Origin of the sequence: Rhodanobacter glycinis (assembly GCF_900114325.1) — a bacterium.
Classification (GTDB): domain Bacteria; phylum Pseudomonadota; class Gammaproteobacteria; order Xanthomonadales; family Rhodanobacteraceae; genus Rhodanobacter_A; species Rhodanobacter_A glycinis.
The window spans coordinates 80282-93863 of the sequence record NZ_FOSR01000001.1 but is presented as its reverse complement, the minus strand read 5'-3'; the positions used below and the strand labels follow the sequence as shown (position 1 = coordinate 93863).

Annotated in this window: 11 protein-coding genes and 1 riboswitch; of the genes, 3 read left to right on the top strand and 8 right to left on the bottom strand. The window is 65.2% G+C overall.

Translation table 11 applies throughout. The features are described 5' to 3' along the window. Positions 1-33 precede the first annotated feature (33 nt). The 3 genes from BMY90_RS00480 to BMY90_RS00470 all read right to left on the bottom strand — a co-directional run bounded on the left by BMY90_RS00480 (position 34) and on the right by BMY90_RS00470 (position 2103). Positions 34-576: a response regulator gene (locus BMY90_RS00480; protein WP_092700363.1), complete on the bottom strand. Its 543-nt coding sequence runs from the start codon at positions 574-576 to the stop codon at positions 34-36. 110 nt (positions 577-686) lie between these two features. After that, a complete protein-coding gene (locus tag BMY90_RS00475; protein ID WP_092700360.1) occupies positions 687-1085 on the bottom strand; it encodes an RNA-binding S4 domain-containing protein in 399 nt (132 codons plus the stop codon). A gap of 112 nt (positions 1086-1197) precedes the next feature. Further along, positions 1198-2103 (bottom strand): AEC family transporter, encoded by a 906-nt coding sequence (locus BMY90_RS00470; protein WP_008213542.1) that lies wholly within the window; start codon positions 2101-2103, stop codon positions 1198-1200. 165 nt (positions 2104-2268) lie between these two features. On the opposite strand from BMY90_RS00470, the gene BMY90_RS00465 reads away from it, so the two are divergent. The 3 genes from BMY90_RS00465 to pnuC all read left to right on the top strand — a co-directional run bounded on the left by BMY90_RS00465 (position 2269) and on the right by pnuC (position 6494). Further along, the gene (locus BMY90_RS00465; RefSeq protein WP_092700357.1) at positions 2269-3399 is read left to right on the top strand and encodes a phosphotransferase enzyme family protein; all 1131 of its coding nucleotides are present in this window, start codon (positions 2269-2271) and stop codon (positions 3397-3399) included. A gap of 163 nt (positions 3400-3562) precedes the next feature. Then, a riboswitch (TPP riboswitch) is annotated at positions 3563-3659 on the top strand. 59 nt (positions 3660-3718) lie between these two features. Beyond that, entirely contained in the window at positions 3719-5884 is a 2166-nt protein-coding gene (locus tag BMY90_RS00460) for a TonB-dependent siderophore receptor (protein ID WP_092700355.1), read from the top strand. A 1-nt stretch (position 5885) separates the two neighbouring features. Next, positions 5886-6494 carry a nicotinamide riboside transporter PnuC gene (pnuC, locus tag BMY90_RS00455; protein WP_092700352.1) on the top strand — a complete coding sequence of 203 codons (609 nt, stop codon included), beginning with the start codon at positions 5886-5888 and terminating at the stop codon, positions 6492-6494. On the opposite strand, the gene BMY90_RS00450 is transcribed toward pnuC, so the two are convergent. The 5 genes from BMY90_RS00450 to BMY90_RS00430 all read right to left on the bottom strand — a co-directional run bounded on the left by BMY90_RS00450 (position 6485) and on the right by BMY90_RS00430 (position 13540). Then, positions 6485-8125, bottom strand: coding sequence for a Na+/H+ antiporter (locus BMY90_RS00450; RefSeq protein ID WP_092700349.1), 1641 nt, complete (start codon positions 8123-8125; stop codon positions 6485-6487). The two genes, pnuC and BMY90_RS00450, sit on opposite strands and share 10 nt — an antisense overlap. A gap of 165 nt (positions 8126-8290) precedes the next feature. Next, the gene (locus BMY90_RS00445; RefSeq protein WP_217638541.1) at positions 8291-9943 is read right to left on the bottom strand and encodes a serine hydrolase; all 1653 of its coding nucleotides are present in this window, start codon (positions 9941-9943) and stop codon (positions 8291-8293) included. Between the two features lie 259 nt (positions 9944-10202). After that, entirely contained in the window at positions 10203-11144 is a 942-nt protein-coding gene (locus tag BMY90_RS00440) for a MurR/RpiR family transcriptional regulator (protein WP_008211848.1), read from the bottom strand. Positions 11145-11154: 10 nt separating this feature from the next. Next, entirely contained in the window at positions 11155-12477 is a 1323-nt protein-coding gene (locus BMY90_RS00435; RefSeq protein ID WP_092700346.1) for a peptide MFS transporter, read from the bottom strand. 34 nt (positions 12478-12511) lie between these two features. Then, complete coding sequence (locus BMY90_RS00430; protein WP_008211851.1) at positions 12512-13540, bottom strand: dipeptide epimerase; 1029 nt, start codon at positions 13538-13540, stop codon at positions 12512-12514. Positions 13541-13582 lie beyond the last annotated feature (42 nt).

Here is a 13582-nt window from a genome sequence, read left to right as displayed (position 1 = left end):
CGGGCCGTGCTTCAAGCGAACGAATGCGGATACTCAGGCCTGCAGGCTCGGCGCCTGCTTCAACGGAACGGCATCGGCGTCCACCGACAAGGCCACCGGCACCGCAGCACGCCCGGCCAGACGCCCGGCGCGGACCAGCTTGTGGATGCACGCACCCACCTCGACGCGACCGAAAGGCTTCTTGATGAAATCGTCGGCACCGAAGCGCTGCACGTAGAACTGCTCGGTGGCCTGCTGGTTGCCGCTGATCATCACGATCGGGATCTGTGCCGTGCGCGGATCATGGCGCAACGCGCGCAACACCGCGAAGCCGTTGATGCCCGGCAACACGATGTCGAGGAAGATCAGGTCCGGCTGGACTTCGCGCGCCAGTTCCAGCGCACTTTCGCCATCGACGGCCTTCTGCACCGCATAGCCATCGCGTTCCAGCATGCGGCCAAGCACGGCGCAAATGGTGGGCGAATCGTCGACCACCAGCATGCGACTACCCAGCGCAGCCTGTCGCGTGGATTCGTCGTGTTGTTCGTTGGCGGCAGAATGGCCAAGCAGGCGCTTGAAGAAGCCGATTCCGGTCATGGCGCAATCCTCGGGTAATGCACATCGTCCGTGCTGGCATGGCATGAAGCGCCACCCGGCTCTGGTGTCGATGTTCCGGCACTACGCCATGCAAATCTGCGATGCACTGCTCAACCAGCGCCCTTCAACTGCCGCAATTGGCGTCGCGCCTGTTTGTCGGGACGTTTTGCCGGTGCGCCGGTGCCGGTCATCCGACGCGTCGCGATGGCCGCTTCACGTGCCAGGCGACTGCTTTCGGTTTCGCGATAAAGCCCCTGCGCCACGCTGGCCGGGCCACGACGATCGGACAACGCCAGCACCTCGACATCCAGCCGCTCCTCGCCCCGGGCAATCTGCAAACGGTCGCCCACGTGCAGCGTCTTCGCCGGTTTGCAGCCGCCGTCATTGAGGTCGATGTGTCCCCCCACGATCGCCTGCTTGGCCAGGTTGCGGGTCTTGAAAAAGCGCGCCGCCCACAGCCAGATATCGACGCGAACGTCGGCCACGTTGGAATCGTCGGGCGGGTTCATCGGTGGCATGTTGCAAGTCTCCTTTGGTGTGCGTGGGGGTCAGAGTCAGTTTTCTGTGACGCTTGGTGAAAACCCGAAGAATTGGAAAACTGACTCTGACCCCCTGACCCCGTTATCCCGCCGGCAACCACAGATTGCCCAACGGCACCGTCAGCAAGGACAGCACGATGCCCGCGCCCAGCACGGTGTTGGCCAGCGCGGGTTCCAGATCGTATTCATCGGCGAGGATCGCCGCGGACACCATCGGCGCCATCGCCGCCTGCAGCACGCCGATGGTCAGCACCAGCCCGCCCACGCCAGCCACCGCGCCCACCACCCAGCAAAGCAGCGGCGCAGCCAGCAGCTTCCAGCCCAATCCCCAGCCCATCGCCCCCCATTGGCCGCCGTCGGGATGGAAGCGGAACTGCAGGCCTACCGAGAACAACGCCAGCGGGGTCAGTGTTTCGCCGATGGGCGCGAATACCCCATCCAGCCACGCCGGCCAGCCACCCAGCACACCGACCACGATGCCCAGGATCAGCGCGATGAACGCCGGAAAAGTCAGGATGCGCCGCACGATCACGCGCGGCTGTGGCGAACGTCCGGCGTACAGGCAAGCCACCACGATGCCCACCGACGCCAGCAACGGAAAGCAGCCGAGCTGATCAGCCACCACTGCCAGCGACAGACCCGCCTTGCCATGCAACGCCTGCGCCATCGGGTAACCCATGAACGAGGTGTTGCCCAGCCCGCACACCAGCACCAGCGCCCCGATACGCTGGCGCGACCAGCCTCGCCAGCGCCCGACCAGCGCGAACACCAGCCAGCCCCCGGCGAACACCAGCCACATCGCCACCACCAGGAACCACAGCTGCGGGTCGGGCTTCACCTTCGGAATCAGCTCCAGCACCAGCGCCGGCAACGCGATATTGATCACCCACCAGTTGAGCCCATGCACCATCCCACTCGGCGGCCGCGCGAAACGCGCCACCAGCATGCCGAGCACAAGACAGACGAAGAGCAGGACGAGGGCGCTCATCGGCGCGCCGGAAACGTGGATGTCATGCGGCCATTAGACGCGATGCGGGTGGCCAGCGTCATCTCGACCCAAGTCGCATGGTGCCACGGGCGGCCACGCCGGCACCCGACGCAGGCGGCGCTTCGGGGATAATTGACGCCCCCCCCTGTGCGAAACCTGCCCCGCATGACCGATCCCGACCACCGCGTGCACGGCCTCGCCGCCGACGAAGTGCCGCCCGACTGGCCACCGCTCACCAGCGTCGAACTGGCCAGCGTGCTGGATCGTTACCCGGACCTGCGCAGTCCCCGCACGATCCGCTGGCATAGCCCGCGTCCGCTTTCCGCCGCCGCCCTGGTGGACACGGCCGGTGGCCGCGTGTTCGTCAAGCGCCACCATCACTCGGTACGCACCGCCGCCACGCTGGGCGAAGAGCATGCGTTCATGGCCCATCTGCGCAGCAGGGGCATTCCGGTCCCCGCCGTACTGGCCGATGTCGAAGGTGACACCGCCAGCGCGCTCGGCGACTGGACCTACGAAGTGCATACACCGGTCAGCGGCGTCGATGTCTATCGCGAAACCATCTCCTGGACGCCGTTGCGCGACCTCGACCACGCCCATGCGGCTGGCGCCATGCTGGCGCGCCTGCACAATGCCGCGGCGGACTACGCCGCGCCCCAGCGCGACACCCACATTCTGGTGGCTCGCAGCGAGCTGATCGAAGCGACCGACCCGATGGCGACGCTGGAAGCGCAACTGCCCGAACGCCCGGGTTTGACCAGTTATCTGCGCACGCGAGACTGGCGCAGCGAGCTGGCGGAAACTCTCGCGCCCTTCCACAGCATCGCCCAACCGCGCCTGGCCCAACAGCCTTCGCTGTGGACGCATGGCGATTGGCATGTCTCCAACCTGTGCTGGAGCGACACCAGCCCGCACGCCCGTATCACCGACGTGCTCGACTTCGGGCTGGCCGCGCGCAGCTTCGCGCTGTTCGACCTGGCCACCGCGATCGAACGCAACGCCATCGCCTGGCTGGCACTGGATGACGGCCATGCCGCCCATCCCGACACCGCCCGCGCACTGATCGCCGGTTATCGCGAACACCGGCTGCTGGATGACGCCGACCTCGGCCTGCTCGCCGACCTGCTGCCGTTGGTACACGTGGATTTCGCACTGTCTGAAGTGGAGTACTTCCACGCCATTACCCGTTCGAAAGAACATGCCGATGTGGCCTGGGATACCTTCCTGCGTGGCCACGCCGCATGGTTTCGCACGCGCCCGGGGCAGGCATTGCTGGACGCGCTGCGCGGCCCGTAATTCCCCGTACATCAGTAGCTTGCACTGTAGGAGCGCACCCTGTGCGCGAAAAGCTTTTGGCGGAACCGCCCAAGAGCATTCGCGCACAGGGTGCGCTCCTACCGATGAGGCCTGCCCGCAGGCATGGGCCGGACACGGCATGGCCATCCGTGGTTCAATACGCGTCTTGAAGCGGGGGTGCCCGGCGAACGCCGGGCTGAGAGAGTCCCTTGGAACCTGATCCGGTTTGCACCGGCGTAGGGAGCTTGATTCGAGTCGTGCGATCCTTGCCGGACGCGCGGCTCGCCGTCGCTTCGTCACATCCCCAACGACGACGACGATGAATTTTTCCCGCACACCCCTGCTGCTCGCCCTGCTCACCGCACTGTGCCCTGCCGCACAGGCGGCCGACACTGCCACCACGCCACAGACCACCGACCTCGCGCCGGTGCAGGTCAAGGCCAGTACCCACAACGATCGCCACGGCACCGCCATCGATGCCTACGGCAACGCCTCGCTGCACGACACGCCGGCCTCGGTCACGGTGATCGGCCGCCGACAGATCGAGGATCGCCAGATCCGCACGCTGAGCGAGCTGGCGCGCGAGGATGCCTCGCTGGGCGACAACTACGCCCCCGTCGGCTACTACCAGGACATCAGCATCCGCGGCTATCCGCTGGACCCGGCCACCGGTTTTCGCTTCAACAACCTCACCGTCACCGGCGAGCAGGAAATCGCGCTGGAAGACAAGCAGCAGGTGCAAGTGCTCAAGGGCCTGGCCGGCCTGCAGGCGGGCGTGATGGAGCCGGGCGGCGTGGTGAACTACGTGAGCAAACGCCCCGCCAACGTGCGCACCGTCACCCTTGGCACCGACTCGCACGGGTCGCGCTATGGCGCGCTGGATCTTGGCGGCTGGCTCACGCCTGATTTCGGCCTGCGTGCGAATCTTGCCTGGGAAGACACGCACTCCTACGTGCACCATGCCGATGGTCGCCGCAACTTCTATTCCATCGCCGCCGACTGGCACATCACGCCCAAGGCCACGCTTGAGCTGGACAGCGATGACCAGGCCAGCGCGCAGCGCTCGGTCTCCGGCTACCAGTTGCTCGGCGGCAGCGTGATTCCCCCGCACGCCAGCACCTCCCGCATGCTTGGTTTCGAGCCGTGGCAACAGCCGGTGAGCGTGCATACGTCCAATACCAGCGCACGCTTCAACTTCGCCTTCGACGACGACTGGATAGTGCGCCTTGCCGCCGGGCACAGCCGCAGCGTGATCAACGACAACGTGGCCTTCGCCTACGGTTGTTTCTATTCGCCCGATTGCGCCAGCGGCGCCACGCCCGGCAATTTCTTCGCGCCAAACGGCGACTACGACGTTTACGACTACCGCAGCCCCGACGACACCCGGGTCAGCGACGAAGCGCGCGCCACGTTGCAAGGCCACTTCGACACCGGCAGCGTGAGCCACGACATCAGCGTCGGCACCAGCGCGTTCCGCCGCACCATCGATCGTCGCGTGGAGGTCTACGACTACGTCGGCACCGCCAACATCGCCGATGTCGACCCGCCGTATTTCCCGCCCTCGCCCAACCAGCCGGGTGCCTCGCGGCGCCGGCTCACCAGCTGGCAACACTCGGTATTCGCGCTGGATCGCATCCATCTGGGCGATCACTGGCAGGTGATTGCCGGCGACCGCTTCGTGCGCTTGCACGAACGCGCCTGGGACAGCAGCGGCGTGCTGGAACGCGACACCGTGATGAGCAAGGCACTGCCGCAAGCCGCCGTGCTGTGGCAACCCACCGCGCCGCTTACCGCCTATCTCAGCTACAGCGAAGGCCTGTCGCTGGGCGAGGAAGCGCCGTACTGGACCAGCAACAATGGCGACATGCTGGCACCGCGCCTGTCGCGCCAGATCGAGGCCGGGGTGAAGTACGCCATGAGCGATGCGTTCGACCTGACCGGCGCGATCTACCACATCCGCCAGCCCTACCAGTTCGCGCAACCGGACAACTCCGCCGCCGGCTTCACCTTCGTGCAGCACGGCGAGGAAGTGCACACCGGGCTGGAACTGGGCGCGCAGGGCCGCGTGAGCGACAACCTGCATGTCACCGCCAGCGCCAGCTTCATTCGCGCCGAGGCGCAGAACACCGGCACGCCGGCCTACGAAGGCCATCAGGTGGCCAATGTGCCGCACTTCCGCGCCGTGCTGCACGCCGATTACCGCCTGCCCTTCCTGCCCAAGCTCAGCCTGCTCGGCGGCTGGCGCTACGCGTCGCCCAACGTGGCCACGCCGGACGGGCGCGTGCGCGTGAGTGCCTATAACGTGTTCGACGCCGGTCTGCGCTACGCCACGCAGTGGCACGATCACGCGCTGACCTGGCGGCTGAGCATGGACAACGTGTTCAACCGCTTCTACTGGCGCGACACCGGCAGTTCCGGCGGCGACAGCTACTTGTTCCCCGGCGCGCAGCGACTGGCTCGGCTGTCGCTGACCATGGCTCTTTGAAATGACCTGGGTTGAACTGATCGCCGCCATCCTCAGCGTCTGGGGCGTCTGGCTGACCACCCGGCGCCGCATGCTGAGCTGGCCGGTCGGCTTCGCCGCCTGCCTGATCTACGGCTGGGTCTTTCTCGATGCCAGACTGTATTCGGACACGCTGTTGCAGCTGGCGTTCGCGATTTTCATCGCCTACGGCTGGTACCGCTGGCAGCAGAACCTGGGACAGGATGGCCGGGTCCGGGTGACGCCGCTGTCGCGCGCCCGCGCGCTGGTCAACCTGGGCGCCGGCACGCTCGGCGCGTTGTGTCTGGGCTATGCGATGCACGCATGGACCGACGCCACCCTGCCCTGGCTCGATTCGGCGCTGACCGCCTTCAGCCTGGTTGCCCAGTGGTGGCAGGACCGTCGCCACACCGCCGCATGGTGGCTGTGGATCGTGGTCGACGTGATCTATGTCGGCGAATACGTCTACAAGCACCTGCTGATCACCTCGGTGCTGTATGCCGGCTTCGTGGTGCTGGCGATCATCGGCCTGCGCGAATGGCAGCTTGCGGCCAGCGAGCCGGACACCGCACCGGCAAGCCCAAGCCTGCACCCCGGCGAGGTTCAGCGGTAACGCGATTCGGCCAGGTCGATTTCGCGCACCAGCTTGCGTGACATCTCGTCGGAAATCCGCAGATGCCGCGCCATGTGGAAGATCTCGTTGCGCTCGGCTTGCAGACCGGCCAGGCGCAGCGTGCGCTCGGCGGCATCGGACTTGCGCAGCTGCACCGGGTCGACACCTTCCTCGCCGGTGCTGTCCAGATGCCGCTTGTATAGCGCGATGACCCGCGTCGCCGCGTGCGTGTAGATATCCGCATCGGTCGCGGGCGCTTCTTTCAGCAAGGCCTGCTGCGCCTTCTCGACGGCGGCGATGGCCTTGGTGGCGGCCTGCTGGCGAGCCAGGCTTTCTTCCTGCTCCGCCATCGTCTCCGGCGGCATCTCCAGCCCCTTGAGCAGGATCGGCAAACCCACGCTGGCGGTGACCAGCGAAATCAGGATCACCGCCGTGGCGAGGAAGATCGCCAGATCGCGCGCGGGAAACGCCGAACCGTCGCCCAGCACCAGCGGCAGGGTCAGCACGCCGGCCAGCGTGATCGCGCCACGCACGCCAGCCAGCGAGGTGGCCACCACCAGCCGCCAGGGCGGTTTCGGGCGTATCTCGCCGCGACGGCGCGCATGCCACAGGCTCATCCGCAATGACACCTGCACCCATACGTAACGCAGCACGGCCAGCCCCACGTTGATCACTAGCACGTACACCAGCAGCCACCACGGATTGGCCCGACCGCTCTGTTCCACCGAGCGCACCGCGCCTTGCAGAATGCCCGGCAATTGCTCGCCCAGCAGCATGAACACGATGCCATTCAGCGCGAACTGGATCGTGGCCCATACCGCCGAACGCTGGACCCGCGTGCTCGCCAGCACCTTGCCGTTGAGTTCCACGTAACTCATGGTGATGCCGGCCGCCACCGCCGCCAGGATGCCCGAGGCCTGCAGCTTCTCGGCCAGCAGATAAGCCCCGAACGGGATCAGCAGGCTGATCAGGATCGACGAACCGCTTTCCTGCCCGAACCGGCGCGACAACCGCTGCTGCACATAGCTCACCAGCAAGGTGAACAGCGCGCCGACCGCCAGCCCGATCAAGGCGACCCACAGGAACGTCAGCGATGCGGACAGCAACGAAAAACTGCCGGTCACCACCGCGGCTACCGCAAAGCGGAAGCACACCAGGCCGGACGCATCGTTGAGCAACGACTCGCCCTCCAGAATGTGCATCAGCCGGGTGGGAATCGGCACGCGCGCCGCGATCGACGACACCGCCACCGGATCGGTCGGCGACACGATCGCCGCCAGCGCAAAGGCCACCGCCAGCGGCATGCTCGGGATCAGCCAATGGATCAACAGCCCGGCCCCCAGCACCGTGAACACCACCAGCCCCAGCGCCAGTTCCAGGATCACCGCGCGGTCACGCAACAGGCCATTCTTGGGAATGCGCCAGCCGTCAAGAAACAGCAGCGGCGGCAGGAACAGCAGGAAGAACACATCCGGGTCCAGCGTCACGCCATGCTTGAGCACCCCGGAAATCACCGCGCCCAGCGCAATCTGCACCAGGGGCAGCGGCAGCGAGAACGGCAGTACCCGCACCAGATAGCCGCTGGCCACCACCGCCAGCAACATCGCCAAAACCAGTTCGATCGAACTCATGCCACGCCCAGCTCGCCGTCCTTGCCGCACCACGCGGCAGCACGCCCATGATGCATCAAAAACTCGCCAACCCGATTGAACGCGCAGCGCATGCCCATGCATCAGTTCACGTGCGCGCCAGGCAACATGCGGTGGAAGTCCGGCATCAGGAACCGTCAGCGATGGCTAATGCTTCGTTACCGGAACGAAGCGAAGATCCTGGTAATCCCAGCTGAAATCGGCCAGCGGCGAAACGGCCTTCATCGTCATCCGGTCGATGCTGCCATCGGGATTGAGCGCAAAGGTGACGTAGGCATCCTCGACATCGGGCATCGCCCAGTGCGTGCGGAAGGTGTCGTACTGCACGTGCTCCAGCGTGCCGTGCAACCCCGGCGAACGATCGAAGCTGATGTCCAGCGCGCTATGCCGACTCTTGTCCTGACTGATCGTGGCGGTGCCGTACCACGGATCGCGATAGACGCCGGCATAACCGGACAACGGCAGCGACGGTCCGCGTTCCGGATGCGTGGTCGCGCCCTGGTTGTGCAGTGCTGCGATGGCGCCGGCGTGGATGCTGTCGAACATCTGCTTGTAGCCGGCGATCCAGTCCGGCGAAGGCAGGTCCAGCAAGGTATCCAGCAGATGCTCGCGCATCGCGAACAAGGCACCAATGTCTTCGGAATTGAGCATGATGGCAAACGCTGCATGCCGGTCCGGAATGATCACCACCGCCGACACGCCGCCCAGCACGCCGCCGAGATGGGTGATGATCTTGTGGCCGCGATAATCCTGCACTTCGAGACCCAACGCATAGGCATCGAATTGCGGCTGCGCCAGCGCAACCTCGGGTGGCAACGGTGAAATCGGAATCAATGTCTGCGGCGTCCACAACATCTTCGCCGACGCCGCACTGAGCAGCCGTTTGCCATCGGCCATTTTTCCGCGATCCAGTTGCAGCTGCAGCCAGCGGCCCATGTCCACTGCGCTGACTTGCAGCGCACCGGCCGGCGCAAACACATCGCCCGTCATCACCGTGGTGAGCACCGCCTGCTTGCCGACGCCGCGCACCGACGTGGTGTTCTTGGCATGCAGCGCCACCTGATCGGCGGTATGTGCATCGATGCTGGTCCGCGTGTCGTGCATTTGCAGCGGATCGAGGATGTGCTGCTGCACGAAGTCTTCCCAGCGCTGGCCGGAAACGGCCTGGACCAATTGCCCGGCCACGACGTATAGCACGTTGTCGTAGTCGTAGCCGCTGCGGAACGAATACTTGGGTTTCAGGTAGCGAATGTCGTGCACCAGCTCCGCGCGGGTGCGGTTGGAGGTGGGGAACATCATCAGATCGCCCTCACCCAGACCCAGCCCGCTGCGATGCACGAGCAGGTCGGTGACGGTCATCTCGCTGGACGCATAGGCGTCGTACATGCGGAATCCCGGCAGCTTGTCGGCGACGCGGTCATTCCAGTGCAACTTTCCTTCATCGACCAGAATCGCCAGCGCGGCGGCGGTGAAGGCCTTGGTGTTGGAGCCGATCGGGAAGATGGTGTGCGCGTCCACCTTGGCGCTGGTGCCCAGCTTGCGCACACCCCAGGCATAGGTGGTGGTCTTGTCGCCATCGACGATCACCGCCGCCATGCCCGGGGTGCCGAAGGTCTGCATGTCCTTGTGGGCGAACGCATCCAGCGCAGGTGCCGACACGGTTGGGGCCAAGGCCCCGTGAGCCAGCACTGCTTGACCCATCCCGGAGGACAGCAGCATGACCAGCGCGAGCACGAGCGTGGTGTGCCAGCGAATGGCTCCGGCTTGCGGCACGCCATTTTTGCGGAATCGATGGATCATCAGTGCACCTCTTCGATGGCGTTATCTACGCGCCTCCCGTCGCCGGCAATGCGCCGGGAGTCAGGCCATTTTCCTGCTCGTCATTCCAGCGGCTCTCAACAACCGAAGGGCTGGTCAAGCTGGAAGCGCTTTACAACAGACGAATGTCTGGTCATCCAGTGCCTCTGGCCCAGTGACACAAGCCATTGGATCCAGGCCTTCGCCGGGATGACACAAGCCTGACTTCAGCGCATGGCCATTGCAGGCCTGCCCGCAGCCGTCAGGCCCCCGGTTTGCCGTTGCGTTTGCGTGAGCTGCTACCGCTTTTCTTTGCGGTGGACCGAGTTGCCTTCGTGGCAGCTTTTGCATTCCGGTCGATGACAGGCGGCGCCTCGACATAACCCACCAGTTTCTGGCGCAACTGGGTGATGTCGCCGATGCGATCGAACATGTCGCCCTGCGCGCGCGTGACCGCGCCGATCAGCAGGCTGAGCAGGCTCATGGCAGCAGTGAAGTTGTGCCACGGCCGCTCCATCTCGGCCGGCAGCATCAGCACCTTGTCGGTGAGCTGGCGCGCCCAGTAACACTGGCTGTCGGTGATGATGGCCAGCGGGATGCCGCGCGCCACGCATTCCTCGGCCAGAATGCGGAAGTGCCGCGAATAGCGCCGGAAATCGATCAGCAGCACACAGCTTTTTCCGCTGGAATCCAGCAGCAGGTCGGTATAGGCGCCATCCAGGCCTTCGTCGAAACGGGTACGCGGTTTGACGCTCTGCATCAGACTGGCCAAACCCAGCCCGAGGAAGCGCCCCTGATGAAAACTGGCCACCGAAACGCGGTCAGCCTCCACCAGCAGCTTGACCACCCCCTTCCACTCTGCCGTGCGGGTCAGCGCATGCGCCGTGGTGATGCCGCGGATTTCGGCTTTCAGGCTTTCGGACATCGTGGCCGGATCGCCCGCCACGTCCGGGTTCTGGTACAGCTGCAGCCACGGTGCGTCGCCGCGCAACTCTTCCTTCAGTTCATTCAGGCCGGCATAGCCGAGGTTGCGCAGGAAGCGCCCCACCGTCATCGCGCTCACGCCCACGCGTTGGCCCAGCGACGAGGCGGTTTCGAACGGGATGCCGCCCGGGTTCTGCAGCAGGTAGGTGGCAATTTTCTGCTCGGACGTGGTGAAGCTGTCCCAGTGGTCTTTCAGGTTTTTCTGCAGGTCTTTGATCATCAGTGCGCGCTCATCGGGCCAGCACCGCAGTGCCGCCGACCTCTCCCTGTTGTCCCACGCCGCGATGGCGCCGACTGAGCATATACAAAAGCACGGCTGACAGCCCGGAGACCGCACCGATCAGCACGAAGAACAGGCCGTGGTTCATCAGGCTCCACAGCGTGCCCAGCCCGCCGGCCAGCAGGTTGCCGAAGAACCCTGCGAAGAACCACGTGGCAATGCTGGTGGCACGGAAACCCTCCGGCGCCATGCGCCCGAACAACGCCAGCCCGACCGGCAGGATGTACAGCTCGCCGATGGTGAACACCACGAACCAGACGAAAAGCCACACCCAGCTCGCACGCGTGCCATGCGCCTCGCTCCATGCCGCCACCAGGCCCAGGGCCACGTACGACGCACCGACAATCGTCGCGCCGAATGCCATGCGTGCCAGCAGCGGCGTATCCACGCCACGCTTCGCCAGCCGCGCCCAGCGCGCCACCAACACGGGCGTGAAGATGAACACGGCCAAGGAGTTGATCGACTGGAACCAGGTCATCGGTATCGACCAGCTTGCGGTCAGTTGCCGGTCGATGCCGGTGTCGGCCCACAACGCAATGGTGTTGCCGTTCTGCTCATAGGCGCCACGGAAAATCACCACGATGGCGGCGATGCCGATCAGCAAGGCGAAGCGATCACGCGCGGCCCGGTCCATCGGTGGTCGTGCCGCGCGCGCCTCGACACCGCGCTTGGGCTCCGGCGGCAGATAGCGACGGCCGCACAGATAGATCACCAACGACAGCAACATGCCGATGCCGGCGGCCGCAAAACCCCAGTGCCAGCCAAACGCCTCGCCCAGCGTGCCGCACACCAGCGGCGCCAGAAATCCACCCAGATTGATGCCGACGTAATAGATGTTGTACGCGCTCTTGCTGCGCACGTCGCCGTCGCGATACAGCCCTTCGATCTGGCTGGCCAGGCTGGGCAGGAACAGCCCATTGCCCAGCGCAATCATGCACAACGCCGGATAGAACAAGGCTTCCGACGACATCATGAAATGGCCGAGCGCCATCATCGAGCCGCCGATGACCACGGCGCGGCTCTTGCCCAGCCAGCGATCGGCGAGCATGCCGCCGAACACCGGGGTGAAGTAGACAAAGGCCGCGTACGCGCCATAGACCAGCGAGGCGTACTCCTGCTCCATGTCCAGATGCATGGTCATGTAATAGACCAGGATCGCGCGCATGCCGAAGAAGGAGAACATCTCCCACATTTCGGTGAGGAACAGCACGGTCAGGCCACGCGGGTGACCGAACCAGTTTTTCTCGATGGATGGGGCCGCCATGCTGGACATCACGCCGACAGGTCTCCTTGCTGATTGCACGCGCTCACGATGCCGGCACCGCCAGCGGGCCGCCCCATAGCGCGTCGGGGCACCAGATGGTACCGCCCTCGTACACCACCGACGGAACGTGATCGGCCAGCAGGCCAAGCGGCCCGTCAAGATCCACCACGTCGCACAACTGGCCCACCACGAAAGCGGGTCCCATCGCCAGCGACGAACCACCCATGTTGCCGACCATCAATTCGAAGCCCAGCTTGCGTGCTTCCTCGGCCAGGGCCAATCCTTCGGTGAGGCCGCCGCACTTGTCCAGCTTGATGTTGATGACGTCGACGCGACCGACCAACCTGGCCAGGTCACTGCGATCCTGCACGCTTTCGTCCGCCGCGATGCGGATCGGGCGTTCCAGGCCATCCAGCCACGCTTCGTTGCCCACCGGGAACGGTTGCTCGACGACATCCACGCGCGCATCCACCAGCGTCGGCAGTAGGCGCGCGAACGACTCCCGCGTGAAACCCTGGTTGGCGTCGACCATCAGCCATACGTCCGGACGCGCCTTGCGCACGGCCAGCACGCGTTCGGCATTGCGATCATCATCAGTCAGCTTGAGCTTGATCGCCCGGGCCTGCGCGTAGGCACCCGCGCGACTTGCCATCACCTCCGGCTCCTCCGCACTCAATGTATAGGTGGTCAGCAACGGCTTCGGTGCATCCAGTCCGGCAAGCTGCCAGACCGGCTTGTCGGCACGCTTGGCTTCGAGATCCCACAAGGCACAGTCCAACGCGTTGCGCGCGCCGCCGGCCGGCAACAGGGCCTGCAATTCCTCCCGCGTGATGCCGGCTTCGACCCGTGCGCGCAACGCTTCGACCTGCGCCACCATCGAAGCGGATGTGTCCTGGTGGTAATAGACGCCCTGCGCTTCCGCGCGCCCTGTATGCCCTTGTTCATCCGTCAGCTCGACGATCACTGCATCGAACGCGTTGAAGGTGTAGCCGGTGATGTGGAACGGTGCCTCGATCGCCCAGCTCTTGGGTGTCGCTCGCAGGCGCAACCGCCCGCCAACATGGATATTCATGCTTGCTTCCTGGATGAAATGCGCGGCGACGCAGATCCGCCG